This is a genomic window from Psychrobacter sp. CoH-33_TS_01 (assembly GCF_058189395.1).
The window spans coordinates 477,171-495,398 of the sequence record NZ_JBVGQI010000001.1 but is presented as its reverse complement, the minus strand read 5'-3'; the positions used below and the strand labels follow the sequence as shown (position 1 = coordinate 495,398).

Genomic DNA, 18,228 nt, shown 5'->3' with positions numbered 1-18,228 from the left:
ATGACTGTTGCCGCTACTACCGCTAATTCTACAGACCAAAAACCTGCCTCTGCAACGCTTGACACACCCCAAGACACCCACGACCAAAATGCCGTTGTCCTACTTTCAGGGGGCTTAGATTCGGTCACCTGTTTGTATTGGGCCAAAGCGCGTTATGCACAGGTCACAGCCGTCAGCTTTAATTATGGTCAGCGTCATAATAGCGAATTGGTCGCGGCCAAGCAGATCGCCGAGCAAGCAGGGGTGTCCCACCGTATTATCGATATTGATATCGCACAATTGGGCGGCTCCTCACTGACCGACCATACGATGAGTGTGCCCGATAGCGACGCAGATAAATTCCCTACTCATACTGACAGCATTGATAACGACGCTATTCCAAACACTTACGTGCCAGCGCGCAATACTATCTTTTTATCCTATGCCCTAGCCGTGGCCGAAGTCGCTGACGCCAACCATATTGTCATTGGAGTGAGCTCGGTCGATTACTCAGGCTATCCGGATTGCCGCCCTGAATATATCCATGCTTTTGAAGTGATGGCCAACCTTGCCACCAAGGCAGGAGTAACAGGACACAAATTACATATCCAAACACCGTTACAACAGCTCTCCAAAGCACAAACCATCGAACTTGGGGTATCCTTAGGGGTAGACTACTCGCAAACTATCTCTTGCTATCTAGCGGACTTAGCAGGACAAGCTTGTGGCAGCTGTGACAGTTGTACTTTGCGCAAGCAAGGCTTCCAAGATGCCGGTATTGCTGACCCGACTCACTATGCTAGCTAACCCTTGAGCATGAGTGACTTTATTTGTATAACTGAGTTATTCATATGAATGACTTACTTTATATAATTGACTTTATTCGCGAACCTTAAACTTTAGCTTTGCGTGCTACCCTTAATACTGTGGATTACCCCTCATGTTTTACCCTGCTATTTTCTAATAATAATCAGTATTTCATACGCTTAGCACCACAATTTTTAATGGCTCTGGACAGACTTGTTCAGAGCTTAATCATTGCAATTTAGCCATTATCCAATATTTCTGGATTGATAATTAGATAAGAGCCACTATGTCAAATTCTCGTAATAGCCTAACGCCAGAGCCTAATAATAACCAACCATACGTCATCGGCATCCTTATGCGCTATAGCGTAATGGCCATCGCTGTCGTCCTCTTTATAGTGGGCATGGTCACTGTGAATTGGTGGCTAATTATTATTGCTGGCGCCGCCGTCTATGTCGGTGTTTACGATATCTTTCAAAGTAAGCATTCTATCCTTGCCAACTACCCTATTGCTGGACACATTCGCTATTTTTTAGAAGATTTCCGTCCTGAGATTCGTCAGTACTTAATCGAAGATGAAAAAGAGCAAGTGCCTTTTTCGCGCCAACAGCGTTCGATGGTGTATCAGCGTGCCAAAAATATTAGTGATACCAATGCTTTTGGTACTTTGGACAATTTATATCAAGGCGGTAAAGAGTGGTTTTTACAATCGGCCGCTAGCCAGCCTGCGTTAGACAAAGACTTCCGCATTACCGTCGGCGGTAAGGACTGTAGCCAACCTTATAATATGTCGGTCTTTAATATCTCAGCGATGAGCTTTGGTAGTCTATCCGGCAATGCTATCTTAGCCCTCAACCAAGGTGCAAAACTTGGCGGCTTCACGCACGATACGGGAGAGGGCGCGATTAGTCCTTACCACCGTCGTTTTGGGGGTGACCTGATTTGGGAGTTGGGTACAGGTTATTTTGGCTGCCGTAATGCCCAAGGTAACTTTGATCCTGATTTGTTTGCTGAGCAAGCTGCTGACCCCCAAGTCAAAATGATTGAGATTAAGATTTCTCAAGGCGCCAAGCCTGGTAAAGGTGGCGTGTTGCCTGCAGAAAAAATCACTCAAGAGATTGCTGATACCCGCCGTATCCCTATGGGCGAAGATTGTATCTCTCCCTCTAGTCACAATGCCTTTAGCACGCCTCGTGAGTTGGTGGGCTTCTGGCAGCAACTGCGTGAATTATCCGGTGGTAAGCCCGTAGGTTTTAAACTGTGTATCGGTCAGCCTTGGCAGTTTATGGCTATCGTGAAGGCCATGATTGAGATGGACAATTACCCTGACTTTATCGTGGTTGATGGTGCTGAAGGCGGTACGGGTGCGGCTCCAGTCGAGTTTATGGACAGTATCGGTATGCCGCTAGTAGATGGTTTATTGTTGGTTCACAACACTTTAGTAGGCGCCGGTATTCGCGATAAAATCATGGTGGGTGCCAGTGGTAAAATCGTGTCAGGCTTTGATATTGCCCGTATGCTAGCCCTTGGGGCAGATTGGTGTAACTCAGCACGTGGCTTTATGTTCGCCGTCGGTTGTATCCAAGCGCGCTCTTGCCATACCAATACTTGCCCGACCGGCGTGGCCACCCAAGATCCGTACCGCCAACAAGCGTTGGATGTGCCTAGCAAATCACAGCGTGTAGCCAATTTCCATCAAAATACCTTGAAGTCGCTAGGCAGTATCGTGAGTGCTGTCGGGCTTGCGCATCCTAAAGATTTAAAGCCCTACCACATTGCCCGTCGCCTAGAGGATGGTCAGATTAAATTGCTGTCCAAATACTATTACTATACGGATTCCGGAGCGCTTTTAGACGGCACTGCCCGTTCAGAAGTGTTTAACCAGATGTGGATTATGGCGGACCCTGATAGCTTTGCCGCTAATAATGATGCCTTGATTGCTTATAACCAAGGCTCAAGAGATGTCGGTAAGAATACTGACGCTAATAAAGTGGCGAATGAAATTGCTGATGCTGACGCGGCTGAAAGTCAACCTGTTGAGACTACGACAACCTCTTCGAGTGTGACTGAATCTGCCCAACCCTCTGACAGTAGTGCACTGCTCACAGCTACTCCAGAGCTTAGCAAAGTAGCTAAAGTAAATACGGTTGATGAAGGTACAGTTATTGAAGCTACTGAGGCCACTGAAGTTATTCAGGTAACCGATGCTGATAAAGCAGCCACTGACATCACGAAGTCAGAGACACCTCACAATTAATTGCTAAATCGTAAGCTTCCGTTAGGGTCTGCTGCAGTTGCATCAGACCCTATTATTTTTAGTGACCTAGAATCATAAGTGATTCTGCTATTTATCCGCACCTGCTATACTTCGTTATGCTTTATTCATCCTACCTATTGCGCTCACCCTGCTAGGATCACTCCGCTGTATTTTATTTATCACATTTATCTTATCTGTCTTTGAGGATATCTTGAGCCATCTACTGCATCAGCCCCATGTATCACCCCAGCCCCAACCTAAACCCAGACGGCGTCTCTCCTTACTGCCAGTCGGCTTGATTGGAGCAGCACTAGCTCTAACCAGTTGTAATGGCAATTCTTTTGACGATTATATCGGTCAAGGTGGCGATGCTGAGGGCGCGTGTATTCGTAGCGATATCTCTTTTAAACACTCGTTATGTAGCGTGTCGCAAGAGCAGCTGACCAATAGTGATAGCGGCGTCTCACTAAAGTTATTTTGGAAAGCGGGCGATGCCAGTACAGAGGCTGCCGCCGTAGAAAGCCAATCAAAGACTGATACCCTGTATAAATTTGATACTTTATTAAAGAGCCTGCCTGAGCGTACCGAATTGCAGTTTGCAGCGAATGCCGGTATGTATAACAATGACTTTGCCCCCATTGGCTACACTGTGATTCAGGGGGAAGAAATCCGCTCGTTAAACTTAAAAGAAGGCGGCGGTAACTTCCATCTCCTGCCCAATGGGGTGTTATGGTGGGATAAAGCCGGTAAGGTGCAAATTACTGAAAGCCGAGCCATGGACAAGCTGCTAGCCAGTGGCGAGGCGAAACCTTGGTATGCTACCCAATCCGGCCCAATGCTGGTCATCGATGGTAAAGTTCATCCGAAATTTGACCCTAACAGCACTTCGCTAAAATTCCGTAATGGCGTTGGCGTGTGCTCAGACGGGCAGATTAAATTTGTGAATAGCGATCAGCCCGTAAGCTTTTATCAGTTTGGCTCATTATTTAAAGACGAGCTGGGCTGTCCAAACGCGCTATTCTTAGATGGCGGTATTGCCTCGGCCCTTTATGCCCCGACTATCGAACAGGCCGATGATAAGAGTATGGGCGTTATGGTGGGTGTGGTAGAGACCAAAGACTGATAGCGCTGGCCATACCGCTCCTTGCCCTACTCTTTATTGGAACTCCTTATAGATTCTGGCGCGGTCAACCGGTTATTAATGATTGCTATTAACAAAAGAAATTCGCATATCTAAGCATACGCAGTAAGGCGATATTTGCTACAATACGCCCGATTTTATTCAATTCTTACGTTTATCCAAAAACTTATAGTTTTACCTTTATAGTAAAAAACTGCTCAACCCTTTAAGCGATAGCGCTATACAGACTGGTGATATGAATAATGTCGCTAGTTTTGCCGCGCGAGCTTACGTTAGACCAAGTTTTTTATTCTACCAAACAGACATTGTTAAGAGAGACTGTGACATGGGCTTTAATTGCGGCATCGTTGGCTTACCAAACGTGGGCAAATCCACTTTATTTAACGCGTTGACCAAAGCGGGCATCGCCGCGGAAAACTTCCCTTTCTGTACTAAAGATCCTAACGTAGGTATCGTACCGGTGCCGGATCCACGCTTGAAAAAACTGGCCGATATCGTTATCCCAGAGCGCGTCTTGCCGACGACTATGGAATTCGTCGACATCGCAGGTCTAGTTGCGGGCGCGTCAAAAGGTGAAGGCATGGGCAACCAGTTCCTCGCTAACATCCGTGAGACCGATGCTATCGCTCATGTAGTACGTTGTTTTGAAGATGATAACGTCGTCCACGTGGATGGCCGCATTAGCCCTATCGATGATATCGAAACCATCAATACCGAGTTGGCTTTATCGGATTTGGAAGCCGTCGAACGCGCTATTCACAACCTGACCAAAAAAGCCAAAGGTGGTGATAAAGACGCTGCAGCTACCCTAGATGTGTTTAAGAAAATTGAACCTCTAGTCGCTGAAGGTCTGGCGGCTCGTGGCGCCAACCTTGACGCTGATGAAAAGAAACTCATCCGTAGCTATGGTCTTATCACGCTTAAGCCTACCCTATATATCGCCAACGTGAGCGAAGACGGTTTTGAGAATAACCCCCATCTAGACGCTGTCCGTGCCTATGCCGAAAAAGAAGGCGCGATGGTCTTGCCACTGTGCAACCAAATCGAAGCTGAAATTGCGCTACTTGATGAAGAAGACAAAGCCGACTTCCTAGAAGACTTAGGTATGGAAGAAGCAGGTCTAGACCAAGTAATTCGTGCCGGTTATGACATGCTAGATATGCAAACTTACTTCACAGCAGGCGTGAAAGAAGTGCGCGCTTGGACCGTGAAAGTGGGTGCTACGGCGCCACAAGCTGCCGGTGTGATTCATACTGACTTTGAACGTGGCTTTATTCGTGCTGAAGTGATCGCTTATGATGACTTTATCGAATATAACGGTGAAAAAGGCGCTGCTGCTGCGGGCAAACAACGTCTAGAAGGCAAAACTTATATCGTGCAAGATGGCGATGTGATGCACTTTAGATTTAACGTTTAAGCGTTAATACTCTTAAACATTACTATAATATTGGCTAGACCCTGCGTTTAGCTGATAGGTAGCAGTCAGTGGCATTGAAACCAACATGGCTTCGGCGGTGTTGGTTTTTTTATGGCTTAATTTTAGGCAGCTATTGCAGTGCGCTATCCTTTAAATCCTATAACCTACCTTTCCTGACTTAACTTTCATAATTTAACCTTGCTTCCATTAATTTTTTGCTTTCTTTATTGTTATAATATAACATTACTATTTACTGTAATATTTACTAGCCTATTTTTCCTTAACCTGTAACCTTTTGAGCGCCCACCATGTCTTTAATGAACCAAGTAACCGCCCTACCTATCTTAGTATTATTGGCCTTGCCGTTAAGTGCCTGTCAAAAAAATACGGAAACAGCACCCGAGGCCGTGACCACAGATAGCCAAGACGCTGCGCCCATTACCGACCCTACTAACGATACTGCCGCTGCTCACGATGACCATAATCATTCCGATGATGCGCACGACCATGAACATGATAGTGAACATCACGAGCATGCTGGCCACGATCACGACCACGATACGGTGGCAATGACGACTTATAGCTGCCAACCTGAGCAAACGATTAAAGTCCGTTATGATACTGACACCGCCCATAGCACTCCTCCCGGCGCGCATCTGCTCATCGATGATATTGAATACGAGCTCACCCCAATGCTGACTACCCTAGCCGCTGGCGTTGCTAATGCCGTGGTTTATGAAACCGATATCGGCCTTAGTGACGATGCAGGCATGTACTGGCAGGTCAATGGTAATCAGGCGAATTTAGTGAATAAGACCTTAGATGTTAATTCCTTAGATGGCGATACCTTGCCTGAAAACGAGACCACGTTATTCACTTGTGAGCAAGCTGCCAGTTAAATAATTATCGCCACTGAGGTATTAAGGGTTTTCGAACAACGCCACTTATAAATAAGCTTATAGATAATGTGAAGCCGTAACGGATTTGCTACAACGAGAGTTGCCCCCTATTGAGCGCTATTTTGCTATGCTAAGGCTTCTTATTAAGCTTGGGTGATTAGGGCTATGCAGGACCGTTTTATGAGCAATTCTTTAGTAACAAGCACTCCCGTGACGACTTCCTCGGCGACGACCCAGTGGTCCTACCTACTCAACGCTCAACGGCTTGGCTCTTCCAAGAAAGCCAAGTCAGGGGAGACGGCGCGCTCGCCTTTTCATAAAGACTACGACCGTTTGGTCTTCTCGCATTCGTTTCGCCAGCTGAATCAAAAGACCCAAGTACACCCTTTGACCAATCAATTGGGTATCCATACGCGGCTGACCCACTCCCTTGAGGTCTCTTGCATTGGTCGCTCGCTAGGGATGATGGCGGCAGAGAAATTGCATGAGCGCCTGCCTGGCGGTCTGCCTCGTGGCGTAACTCCAGCAGATATTGGCGTGATTATCCAAGCGGCTTGTTTAGCGCATGATATTGGCAATCCACCTTTTGGTCATGCCGGCGAATATGCCATTCGTGATTGGTTTAATCATGTCGACCGCCAACCTTTATTAGCACAATTGACGCCCAACCAACGCATGGATTTAGTGGGTTATGAAGGCAATGCTCAGGGCTTTAGGCTATTAGTGCGCAATGAGCATCACCCCGATAAAGGTGGGATGCGCTTAACTTGTGCCACCCTCGGTGCGTTTATGAAATACCCTTGGTTGTCCAGTCATAGCAATCCGCCACAGCCGCAAGAGTCATTCAACACAACCTCCAGCACCTCGATTAAAAAGTACGGCTGCTTTGCTAGCGAAGCCGATAGTCTAGAGCGTCTCGCCAGCCGTCTACGGTTGCCACGCTCACCACACCACGATGGTTTTGCCCGCCACCCCCTAGCCTACTTATTAGAGGCGGCCGATGATATTTGCTATGCGCTGATTGATTTAGAAGATGGCATTCATTTAGATATGATCAGTTATCGCGAGGTGGAGCCGCTGCTATTGGAATTGGTTGGCGAGCGTTTAGGTGCTCCGCCCGAAGTCATTAACAATGCTCCCGTCCGTCACAAATTAGCGGCACTTAGAGGTCGCGCGATGATGCGCTTGGTGGATAAAGTCACGGATGCCTTTGTCGATAATGCAGGCGATTTATTAACCGGTCACCTAGAAGGCAGCCTGTTTGACCATTGCGACCGCTCCGTAGCTTCCGGGATTAGCAGCGCCAAAACCTTGGCCAGAGAGCAAATTTTTAATCATCCGAGCAAAGTACGTATGGAGCTGATGGCCAACCAGTGTTTACAGCGCCTACTCGATGCCCTGATGCCCTTGGCAACCACACCTCTTGATAGCGCAACGTCCTTTGAACAGCAGCGCTTGCTACGCTTAATTGACAGCCACTTTGCCGACCATCATCGCCAGTTGACGGACAACACTTATGAGAATGTGTTAAACATTTTAGATTACGTCACTGGGATGAACGACCATGAAGCCTATAGCCTAGCGCAAGATTTAAATGGCAGTCGCGCCGGCGTTTGGTAAGACTTATCCTAAGGTCATAGCGATGTGCTAGACCCAATTAAAGCTACTAACTCACCTAAAACCAAAATAATTGTTATAATAATATTGTAAAATCATTCCAATTAACATTAAAAACAGGCTAATTCTGCGATTAAATGCGCTAAATTGGCCGTGATACTCGTTTTTTGTGGCCTAACGCAGTATGATACTCCACACCAATCGTTATCCTAAGATGAGCGTCGCTATGACCTTAAATACTCGTGAACAAAAAAAACAGCAAACCCGCCGTGCTTTTTTTAATGCCGTTTTAGACCTCTGCATGACCGGCCAGGCTTTTAGCTCTATCAGCTTGCGTCAGGTTACCCGCGAAGTGGGCGTGGTGCCTACCGCTTTTTATCGTCATTTTGATGATATGGAAGCCTTAGGCAAGTCGTTGGTCGAAGAAGAATTGGGGCAAGCCCTTATAGTCCTACGAGATCGTCTACAGATTGGTCGTCAGCGCAGCTTTGATCGTCAGATTGCTAAGAGTATTAAGATATTTTTTCAAGCTATTGATGAGCATCCGCGCTTTTGGCAATTTACCGTTAGTGAACGTTTTGGCGGCTCAGAGGCCGTCCGCCGTGCTTTGAATGAGCAGATTAAGCTCTTGTCTATTATCGTCGGTGAAGATTTGGTGCTACAACCCGCATTCGCCCATATTAATGCTTTTGACCGTCGTCTATTGGCAGAGGCCGGCGTGAACTTATTCTTCTCTTGGATTATCGATTGGCTTGAGCTTAGCTATAGCGAGTTCCACGATGATGAGGCCGATAATGATGAAATCGAAGCCAAAAAACAGGAAATGCTCCTCCATTGTACTCGCCAAGCGCAAATGTTGTTCTATGGCGCGTACAATTGGAAGTCGAGCGAAGAAACGCTGATGAATGACTAGACGTCAAAATTGAGTTTAATATAGGCTAAGTTAAATAAAGGGCTGCTAAGGTTTTAGTAGCTCTTTTTTATGGTTTATTGATTTGGTGTCTTGCTAGCTTATTGCTCAGTAATTTCTGTTTACGAAATGATGATGACGCATTAATAAATTTTTAGCTGTTATTAATTTTTAAACACTATTAATTTTTGAGCGGTTTATTCGTTGGCGCATAAGCTATCGGACGATAAGGCCAGAGTCGCTGTGAAAAAGCTTGCACTACTCTATCCTTTTTAGCCTCGGCATCATTACTTCCGACACCTTGAGGCGTATTGGCAGCATTGCCCCCACTATTGTCATCGGCAACCCGTTTGCTAATCATCACTGTGGCAAAGCGCTGCTTAGGGGCTTGACCTACATCCGCTTGCAACTCTACAGCAGTAATCAACGCTGTAAAAGCTTGGCTATCTACTGCTAATAACCCCTCTACACTACCACGCGACTCTTCAGGCAAACTATTAAACGGCGCTACTTGCCATAGACTCTCTATATCGGCAAAGGTCTGTGACTCTCTACCGCGTACCAACGCCTGCATTTGCTCTGGAGTACTGCTTTCCACAATGGCTGCTAACACTTCAGGTAAAGCTGTATTCACATTAATGGGCAGATAATAAGGCACAGCACTGACATAGGATCGTAGCGCCGCTAAGCCTTCAGCCGTAATGCCATCTACTGAGGCCAATTGCTCCACGCTAAAAAAAGGTTGGTTGGGTAGCGCAACAGCCGCACCATTGCCACTGGCCAATGCGGACTGATAAATAGCCGACTCCTCTGCGCTGTCTTCATAAACACTACCATCAGGATCTTGCCAATCTAACACGGCAGTGGCCACGCTCTCTTCTATACCGAGCTGCTTTAGTAACCGTTTAAAAGCCGCCAACGCATTTACATCCACGGCATCATCGTGGTACAGGTTATTCAGGTTGAAGCGACTCGCCTCATCATAGATTTCTACCGTGATGATATTATTACCCAAGGGATATGGAGGGATAGGCTGTGCCCAAATATCTTGCGCGCTATCCGTATCATTGAGCTTGCTGTCCGCGCTAATGACAGCCGTGGCAAATTGACTGCCCGCTTGCACATCTTGTAGCAACTGGTCTTGCTGAAACAATAACTCGCTTTGGCGAATAGCAATCTTTTGACTCGCCAGCATCGCCCCTGCCACGACCGTAATCGACACCACCAACAGCAGTATCGTCAATAGGGCCACGCCGTCTTGAGAGTGACGACTCGTAGGTAGTGAGACGGTAGAACGCGGTAAGCTCAAAGGGACAGTATCCTTACTTTGCTAAGTCTAATAGGTTTTATAAACGAGTCATAATCTGTACAGGTATCCGCACCTAGGGTTATGGAGCAGGATTCTCTTCTGGCGGCTCTGGTGGTGTTTCGCCAGTGTTCTCGTTGGGAGTTTCGGGAGTATTATTATTCGTGCTAAGCGCTTTACTAGGCGCAGCCGGTGTAGCCAGTGCAAATTGCCACGACAGCGGTATATCATGATAAGTAAAGCTCAAGCCTACCCCTTTAGGCAATTGCGCTACCACAGGCTTTTGCGTAGAGCTAGCATTCGGCAATAGGCTAGCGGATGTATTCTGCCCACCATTATTATCATCACTGGGAAACCGGTTACTGACTTCTGGGGTATAAGCTTGCCAAGCAGCACCACTAATTTCTGTTAGCAAGACACTATCGAGACTGACCGCCTGCTCTGCCTCCCCAATTTGGGTAAACTGGCGACGAATCAGCTGCTCGCCTTCAATGAGATAAGTCACTTGTACGATTGCCGGACTGCTTTGATAGCGCGGATCAGGGTCAGCGAAACGGACAAAGCTCAATTGCTCAGGCTCTAGCTGCAATAACGGTGGTGAGGTTGGTGCAGTCTTTTTCACTTCAGGAGCAGGTGATTCTGGTTCCCCTTCAGGACGATTAGCAGTCGGCGCTGCAGCCTGTGCGGTCACCTTTTGATAAGGTACAATCTGGCTCATATCCTGCTGAATCTGTAGATACGCATACTGCAACTCAGACAGTTGGTCCGCATGATACTGGGCGCGCTCTTTAGCACGATTAAGCCCATCAAAGACCTGCCAACCGGCTAAGGCCAACACGGCAAAGATAGTCATGGCAATCAGCAATTCTAATAGGGTAAAGCCTTGCTGGGCTACGTTATTGCCAAAAGCTCTGTTATTAGTAGATGGCTTATTAATCGTTTGGCTATCCGCTGTGAGATAGTTTGCTGAATTACTGATGCGCTTAACCATTATTGCCCTGCCCCGCGTAAATCCGTGGTGCTGGCCGTATTCGCCTTACTCACCATAACAGTCAGGTCAGTGACGCTATTTTGCACCGTGCCATCGACTATGGGCGCTACTGCAATAGTGACTTTATTAATCGCAGGGGTCATGGTCTCTCCGACAGTCATCACCACTTGCCATTCACGACCTTGCTCGCTGACTTTTTTAGTTTGATTATCGCTAAGCCACGTTTGATTAATACGTAAGTCAGCCGCCGTATTTTGCGCGACAAAATGAGCTAGGGTTCTCGTCTTTAAGATATCTACTGAGCGTAAGTAAGCTGAGCTCGCCCGACTGGCAGCCACTGCGACCACTGCTAATATGGCTAAGGCCACCATAACTTCGATGAGCGTAAAACCCTTTTGTTGCTGCGCGCGACCATAGGCTATTTTGGTGCGGGGGACGCTCTCAGTTAGAGGGGTCTTAGGTAGAGAAGCTTTTGGTAGCAGGGAATTTTTAGTCATGAGGATTGACCAATACGGACATTGCCATTGGGCTCGACGATGATTACCTCACCTACCGGACGCTTATCATGCAGAATTTCGATAGCGACTGGGGTGGCCTCTCCCGTACCAAACCAGACCACTTGCGGGACTTCTTGACCGGCAAACCAAGGCTGCAAAGGCCTTGCTGCCCCAGCGCTAGTGTTGGTCAACCCATCTAAGGGATTGATAGCGATACTCACATTAGCAGGCAGCTCCGGCAAGGTCACACCCGCCTCTACCTGCCAAGTCGGCTTGCTCGTATTATCATCCGTCATCGCGCTCAGCTCCATCGCATTTTTAGCATTGCCATCTTGCTGTCCGGCTGTATCTTGGCGATAGGCACTATAAGGGTCTGATAAAGTAACGATAACCGGCAGTACTTGACCTTGCTTATCTGCTTGCAGACTGAGTCCCATCGGTTGCATCCTTTCTGCAGACAATAGCCGCACGTACTGCATACTATCGATAAGATGCTCATAAAAAGCACGGTTCTTACGCGACTCACTACTGCCCACCGATAGGCTCATCATCCCTGCGAAAATAGATAGGATAACGATGACGACCATAATCTCTATTAGAGTAAAGCCCTGCTGTGACTGCTTAGCGCCCATATCATCTTATTGCTTACTGAAAGTGGCTTCTATTCTAGCTTGATTTCATAACATTGTATTCACAAAATACACTTACGCAATTTATCGTAACTATCAGGCTCAAAAGCAAACCCATTAAAATATCCCTTTTATATTTGCCGGCAGTCTAACTAACCATTTAGCCCATAGCTTTAAACGCTGACCTTGGTAACCCACCCTAATTTTAGGCCATAAAAAAACGCTTTATAAAAAAGCGTTCTCTTAAACAATCTGTCAATTCACTATAGCGCTCTAACATTAATTGGTATAAGTATTATTCTTATGCGCCTCTGACTCTGATTCGATTTGCTCCACCAACTCCTGCATATCCTCATCTTCCTGCTCACCTTCTTGAGTCGGATAGCGGCTTGGTAGGTCCAACATCTGCATAATTAAGGCATAACGCAAGGTATCGCGGCGACCCAAATAACGCTGATAGAAGCTCGAGTTTAGCAGACCTGCCCCGCCTTGGCCCATCGCCCAAATAGAAGATAAATAGTCGCGAGTCGACATACTACTACGGGTCTGTTGTAGATAGCCACTAGTGATATCGATCAGACGTTTCATACGCTGACGGCGAATATCATATAACTCAGCAAACAGACGGTTTAAGCCGGTCACTGAAGCCGCCAAACGCTCTTCTATCTGATTGAGCAGCATCGCTTTTTGTGGGTTTAACAGTTGCTGCAATATCATTCTTGCTATACCAGCAGAAGGACAGTCATCAATACGATTAATCTCAAACAGCTGCTCTTCATAGCGAATGATGATGCGTAGGTACAACTCATCTTTGCTCGAAAAATGTTTATATAGTGTACCTTTAGCCAAATCCAACTGATCAGCTAAGCTGTCAAGAGTAATGTCTCCATCCCCCGACTCTAGCAGTAACTGCTCTGCCATTGCAAGGATGCTCTCTTCTCGCATTTTGAACTGATGCTGACGACTCATGACCACTCCTAAAACTGACATTACCTAACATTAAAAGTCTCTCAATCTTATAGCGCTGCGTCAAGATAACTCTAGAAATCCAACTCTATTTTACCTTACAAAGCCTTATAAAATGACTGAGTGGTCATAGGATAACGATTTTAGTTATATTGTGCCAGTAGATTCTCAAAGTTTTTTGCAGTCATTTCCCCAATGTATTCTGGAGTCTGTCCCAATAAGTCGGCTAAGCAGGCAGCGACGTACGGTACAAATGCCGGTTCATTCGGTCTGCCGCGCTTCGGCACTGGCGCTAGATAAGGGCTATCGGTCTCGATAAGTATCCGGTCTTGAGGGACTTTTAGAGCAGCATCGCGAATGGTTTGCGCGGTCTTAAAGCTTACGATACCCGAGAATGAAATATAAAAGCCCAAATCTAAAGCCTTTTTCGCGGTGTCCCAATCTTCGGTAAAGCAATGAATGATGCCGTGTTCCGCCTTTTCTGCTTTTAAGATGTCCATGGTATCGTGCTTGGCTTCGCGGGTATGCACGACCAACGGCTTCTTTAAAGCCTGACTGGCATAGACATGACGCGCGAGACTGGCTTGCTGTTCTTGTTTATTGTCATCGCTCCAGTAATAATCTAGACCAGTCTCCCCAATCGCCCAAACGTGCTCAGGCGTGGCGGTTTCGATTAGACGCTCTGTGGTAGCCGATTGCAATACTGCCAAATCTTCACAAGGATGAATGCCCACGCTCATGCCTAAATTTAGCGCATCATCGCTGAAAGTCGTCACAATATTATAAATCTCATCGTATTCGGCAAAGTCACACATAATCGCCATTGCGCGGGTGACGTTGGCTGCTTTCATAGCTGCAATAGCACCGCTAAGCTCGCCATCGTATTTGGTTAAATCGAGGCGGTTAAGATGACAATGGGTATCGGTAAACATAAGGGCTGACTTCCGTACTGATTCGCTGAATGAGGTAGTATATCATTGGTGTCAAAATTTAGATTTCAAGCATTGGGTTAAGCATAGGTTGGCAACTTGGTTCACATTGTTGTGTGCTACCGTATAATATAAGTGGTTCGATTTAAAACAGATATAGTGCAACTGGGAGAAATTTTTTGCAGCCTTTGAAAGCTATATGCATACAACCAGCCATAAAAATTTTTACCAGTTGCACGGCCTATGCTGACTCAGTCTTATTTAAACTTACCTATAACCGGCTTTAATTAAGCACTAACAACAGCCCTCGCACTTCTTAATTAAAAACCACTATCCCTTAATTATTAATTCCCTGCTATACGGACGGCTATTTTGCATAACCTGTATCAATCGACTAAAAGACTGTTATACCGCGGCCGCTTTATGGTCATGGATAATGGTGAGCGCAATCAAATTATTATCGGTAAAGGTAATAAAATTATCGGGGATTCGGTAATTACCTTTCGTCAAGGCGATAGCAATCAAGTGATTATTGGGGCAGATGGCAAATTTAATAATTTAAAAATCGATATCCGCGGTGATAATAATATCGTGTCTATCGCAGACAAGGTGAAGTTTTCAGGGCAATTATTAATCGTCGGGAATGACTTACAGATTGAGATTGGCGAGCGTACCACCGCTATTGGTTGCTACGTGCTCGCTCGCGATAGAAACGTCAAGATTGGGGCTGAGTGTATGATATCGCGGGGTATTGAGATTAGAGCGACTGATGTGCATAAAGTTTACGATATAGAGTCAGGTGAGCGCCTTAATACCGCGACTCAGGATGTCATAGTCGGTAATCATATTTGGATTGCCGCCAATGTGACAATTTCTAAAAATGTGCAGATTGCTGACGGTTGTATTATTGCCGCCGGATCTTTTGTCAATAAATCTGTGCCGACCCCCAACGTTATGCTCGCTGGCACGCCAGCCAAGGTCATTCGTGAAGGCGTCCGTTGGGAGCGTTAATATCAAGGGCTAGTTTAGCTGTAACGTAGGCTGTGGCTTTAGCCCAGCTCATCCTAATTTAATGGCACCACCCGCATCACTTCTTCCAAGGTAGTGATTCCTTCCAATATTCGCTTAGCTCCTGCCAATCTGAGTGGCTGCACCCCTTCCTTATACGCCTCACTTTTTAACACATCCAGCTTGGCATCTTCAGCGACCAGTTTTTTGAGTGTGTTGGTCATGGGCATAATTTCATACAGCCCGACCCGGCCTTGATAGCCGGTATTGCGACAGTGCTCACAGCCTACTGCATGAAAGAATTGCTTAGGCATCGGCGCTGACCAAGGACTAACCAACTGCTGCCATTGAATCGCCACTTCGCTATCGGCAGCGACCGCCTGACCACTTTTACACTGCGGACATAAGGTACGTATTAGCCTTTGCGCCACTACCCCTAGGATAGTTGCCGAGGTCAAAAAAGGCTGCACGCCTAAATCATGCAGTCTCGTTAAAGCGCTGGGCGCATCATTAGTATGCAAAGTCGATAGGACCAAATGCCCAGTTAGCGAGGCTTGCACCGCCATATTTGCGGTTTCTTTATCACGAATCTCCCCCACCATGATGATGTCGGGGTCTTGACGCATAAGTGAGCGAATACCGTCGGCAAAGTGCAAATCTACCCCGGCATTAATTTGCATTTGATTGAAGGCCGGCTCGATCATCTCGATAGGGTCTTCAATCGTACACACGTTGACCTGCTCGGTCGCCAGTTGCTTGAGGGTACTATATAGCGTGGTGGTCTTGCCTGAACCTGTGGGGCCGGTCACCAGAATAATGCCATTGGGGGTCGAGGTCATGGTCTGCCAGGTCTCAAGCTGCTTCCCCGATAGTCCCAACTGGGCAAAACTGCGCACCAGTACTTCAGGGTCGAACACCCGCATAACCAGTTTTTCACCAAAGGCAGTCGGTAGGGTCGACAGTCGCAGCTCGGTCTCTAGCCCATTGGGGGTTCGGGTCTTTAAGCGGCCATCTTGCGGCTTGCGCTTTTCCGCCACATTTAGGCGCCCTAAGATTTTAATTCGTGCCGTAACCGCCGTCAGAATAGCGGCTGGCATCTCATAAACCGTATGCAACACCCCATCAATGCGAAAGCGCACGTTGCCAGTATCGCGACGCGGCTCTAAATGGATGTCACTAGCACGCTGCTCAAAGGCATACTGCAGCAACCAATCGACCACCCGCACGATATGCTGGTCATTAGCATCAGGATTGCTGCTATCGCCAAGCTGCAGTAACGCTTCGACGTTGGTGATGTCTGATGCAGCCCGTTTATGAGCATTATTCGCCCCCGCAATAGCTTGGGTAACCTGATAAAACTCACGACGATAGCGGTTAATTTGCTCTGGGCTAATATAGACGGTGCGGTAGTGCTTAGGCTTGATGATTTGTTCGATGTTACTGTGCCAATCTTGATAAAAGGGCTGATCGGTACCGATGACCACTTCCGTATCGGTCACTTCGACCGGCAGGATATAATGCGTTCTCGCGTATTCAAACGACATAATCCGGGTGACGGCAGGGACATTAACCTTTAAGGGGTCAATACGCACGATAGGCAATTGTGCCTTATCCGCTAGCCAGCGATTAAGCCACGCTAAATCTAGCTTTTGGCTACCATCGCGTTTATTCGTTAATTGAAATTCGGTAATGACAATTAGCGCATGCTTGTCTTTATCGCGGCGACTGGTCATCACCAGATTATAGTCGCGTTGGTCTATCACGCCATCCGCTAACAGCTCGTCTAGACACCAGCGCAAATCAATACTCATTGAAAAATCAGGAATCGGCATAAAGTCACTTATAGGGAAGTTTTAATGAATTCGAGTCATAGTAGGCCGTGCAACTGGTAAAAATTTTTATGGCTGGTTGTATACATATAGCTTTCAAAGGCTGCAAAAAATTTCTCCCAGTTGCACTATATTCGTTTCAAATTGAATCAACTATATATTGGTCAAACTACTATTATTAGGCTATATCAACCAAGCTAATTAAACCATTGCTATCATCATACTAAACCACCTCTACCACAGCCACTATCCAAATAACTTCTGATTCGTCCATGGCAAAGCTAATGTCCCACTGTTTATAGCGCATTATAAACACGCTGTCCGTATCTTGCTGACGATAGGCCGGTCGTGGATCTTGTGCGATAAGCTGACAAATAATATCGATATCTGCTGCAGTAAATAGTGAACTCAATCTACTTTGTGGATTACTTAGGCTATTTTTATCAGTGGCCAACTCAATCAGTTGCGCGAATTGCTGCTGTGCCTCCTCGCTTATCTTAACCTTTTTAATACTAGGTTTATCCGGCGCAAACCCGCTCACCGCATTTACTAGCGCATCGCTATATCCCACGTAAGGTTTGATATCGATAATGGGCGTACCATCGACCATATCCGCCCCTGCAATCTGCAAGATAACGCCTGTGTCCGTCTGCTCTACCCCAACCAATCGCACTACAGATAGCCCCATCTGTGAGGGGCGATAAGTACTGCGCGTGGCAAATACGCCGAGCTTAGTATTGCCGCCAAGTCTTGGTGGCCGTACTTGCGGCTTAAAGTTGGCTTGCGCGCGATTATGATGGGTATGCCAAGTGAGCCAAAGATGGCTAAAGTCTTCTATGCCAACGAAAGCATCGGGCGTATTGTACGGCGCCAACATTTCAATATAACTGGGCACCTCGACCAGATTGGGCTGGCGTGGAATCCCAAATTTTTGCGATAGTGGCGAGCGGTGATAGCCGATGATAGGTACGCTAATAGCAGGAGGCACAGCAGGAGCATGGGACATAAATATAGGCCGTATATCAGCAGTATAGGAGCAATAATCT

The 18,228-nt window shown here is 46.8% G+C and carries 16 protein-coding genes; 8 read left to right on the top strand and 8 right to left on the bottom strand.

Annotation, left to right across the window (positions count from 1 at the left end; genetic code table 11):
* From queC to ACZ2XM_RS01975, 7 genes are all read left to right on the top strand, one after another.
* On the top strand, nucleotides 1-786 hold the full coding sequence (gene queC / locus ACZ2XM_RS02005; RefSeq protein ID WP_490588496.1) for a 7-cyano-7-deazaguanine synthase QueC: 786 nt from the start codon (nucleotides 1-3) through the stop codon (nucleotides 784-786).
* 286 nt (nucleotides 787-1,072) lie between these two features.
* Nucleotides 1,073-3,043, top strand: a complete 1,971-nt coding sequence (locus ACZ2XM_RS02000; RefSeq protein WP_490588497.1) for an FMN-binding glutamate synthase family protein — start codon at nucleotides 1,073-1,075, stop codon at nucleotides 3,041-3,043.
* A gap of 211 nt (nucleotides 3,044-3,254) precedes the next feature.
* Nucleotides 3,255-4,166: a phosphodiester glycosidase family protein gene (locus tag ACZ2XM_RS01995; protein WP_490588498.1), complete on the top strand. Its 912-nt coding sequence runs from the start codon at nucleotides 3,255-3,257 to the stop codon at nucleotides 4,164-4,166.
* Between the two features lie 343 nt (nucleotides 4,167-4,509).
* Nucleotides 4,510-5,601, top strand: coding sequence for a redox-regulated ATPase YchF (gene ychF / locus ACZ2XM_RS01990; RefSeq protein WP_490588549.1), 1,092 nt, complete (start codon nucleotides 4,510-4,512; stop codon nucleotides 5,599-5,601).
* A gap of 308 nt (nucleotides 5,602-5,909) precedes the next feature.
* Nucleotides 5,910-6,500, top strand: a complete 591-nt coding sequence (locus ACZ2XM_RS01985) for a hypothetical protein (RefSeq protein ID WP_490588499.1) — start codon at nucleotides 5,910-5,912, stop codon at nucleotides 6,498-6,500.
* A 180-nt stretch (nucleotides 6,501-6,680) separates the two neighbouring features.
* Complete coding sequence (locus tag ACZ2XM_RS01980; RefSeq protein ID WP_490588500.1) at nucleotides 6,681-8,120, top strand: deoxyguanosinetriphosphate triphosphohydrolase; 1,440 nt, start codon at nucleotides 6,681-6,683, stop codon at nucleotides 8,118-8,120.
* Nucleotides 8,121-8,331: 211 nt separating this feature from the next.
* A complete protein-coding gene (locus ACZ2XM_RS01975; protein ID WP_490588550.1) occupies nucleotides 8,332-9,030 on the top strand; it encodes a TetR family transcriptional regulator in 699 nt (232 codons plus the stop codon).
* Between the two features lie 178 nt (nucleotides 9,031-9,208).
* Here ACZ2XM_RS01975 and gspK read toward each other — a convergent pair whose 3' ends face one another.
* The 6 genes from gspK to ACZ2XM_RS01945 all read right to left on the bottom strand — a co-directional run bounded on the left by gspK (nucleotide 9,209) and on the right by ACZ2XM_RS01945 (nucleotide 14,348).
* Nucleotides 9,209-10,336 carry a type II secretion system minor pseudopilin GspK gene (gene gspK, locus ACZ2XM_RS01970; RefSeq protein WP_490588501.1) on the bottom strand — a complete coding sequence of 376 codons (1,128 nt, stop codon included), beginning with the start codon at nucleotides 10,334-10,336 and terminating at the stop codon, nucleotides 9,209-9,211.
* Between the two features lie 79 nt (nucleotides 10,337-10,415).
* Nucleotides 10,416-11,324: a type II secretion system protein GspJ gene (locus tag ACZ2XM_RS01965; protein ID WP_490588502.1), complete on the bottom strand. Its 909-nt coding sequence runs from the start codon at nucleotides 11,322-11,324 to the stop codon at nucleotides 10,416-10,418.
* The gene (gspI, locus tag ACZ2XM_RS01960; protein WP_490588503.1) at nucleotides 11,324-11,821 is read right to left on the bottom strand and encodes a type II secretion system minor pseudopilin GspI; all 498 of its coding nucleotides are present in this window, start codon (nucleotides 11,819-11,821) and stop codon (nucleotides 11,324-11,326) included. Before gspI ends, ACZ2XM_RS01965 begins: the two co-directional genes overlap by 1 nt.
* Nucleotides 11,818-12,453, bottom strand: a complete 636-nt coding sequence (locus tag ACZ2XM_RS01955; protein WP_490588504.1) for a prepilin-type N-terminal cleavage/methylation domain-containing protein — start codon at nucleotides 12,451-12,453, stop codon at nucleotides 11,818-11,820. The genes gspI and ACZ2XM_RS01955 overlap by 4 nt, the downstream gene beginning before the upstream one ends.
* Before the next feature lie 276 nt (nucleotides 12,454-12,729).
* Complete coding sequence (locus ACZ2XM_RS01950) at nucleotides 12,730-13,419, bottom strand: TetR/AcrR family transcriptional regulator (protein WP_490588505.1); 690 nt, start codon at nucleotides 13,417-13,419, stop codon at nucleotides 12,730-12,732.
* A 140-nt stretch (nucleotides 13,420-13,559) separates the two neighbouring features.
* Entirely contained in the window at nucleotides 13,560-14,348 is a 789-nt protein-coding gene (locus tag ACZ2XM_RS01945) for a TatD family hydrolase (RefSeq protein WP_490588506.1), read from the bottom strand.
* A gap of 369 nt (nucleotides 14,349-14,717) precedes the next feature.
* On the opposite strand from ACZ2XM_RS01945, the gene ACZ2XM_RS01940 reads away from it, so the two are divergent.
* On the top strand, nucleotides 14,718-15,356 hold the full coding sequence (locus tag ACZ2XM_RS01940) for an acyltransferase (protein ID WP_490588507.1): 639 nt from the start codon (nucleotides 14,718-14,720) through the stop codon (nucleotides 15,354-15,356).
* Nucleotides 15,357-15,409: 53 nt separating this feature from the next.
* On the opposite strand, the gene tfpB is transcribed toward ACZ2XM_RS01940, so the two are convergent.
* The gene (tfpB, locus tag ACZ2XM_RS01935) at nucleotides 15,410-17,185 is read right to left on the bottom strand and encodes a type IV pilus assembly ATPase TfpB (RefSeq protein ID WP_490588508.1); all 1,776 of its coding nucleotides are present in this window, start codon (nucleotides 17,183-17,185) and stop codon (nucleotides 15,410-15,412) included.
* A gap of 220 nt (nucleotides 17,186-17,405) precedes the next feature.
* Nucleotides 17,406-18,188 carry a tRNA (N6-threonylcarbamoyladenosine(37)-N6)-methyltransferase TrmO gene (gene tsaA, locus ACZ2XM_RS01930; protein WP_490588509.1) on the bottom strand — a complete coding sequence of 261 codons (783 nt, stop codon included), beginning with the start codon at nucleotides 18,186-18,188 and terminating at the stop codon, nucleotides 17,406-17,408.
* Between the last annotated feature and the right edge of the window lie 40 nt (nucleotides 18,189-18,228).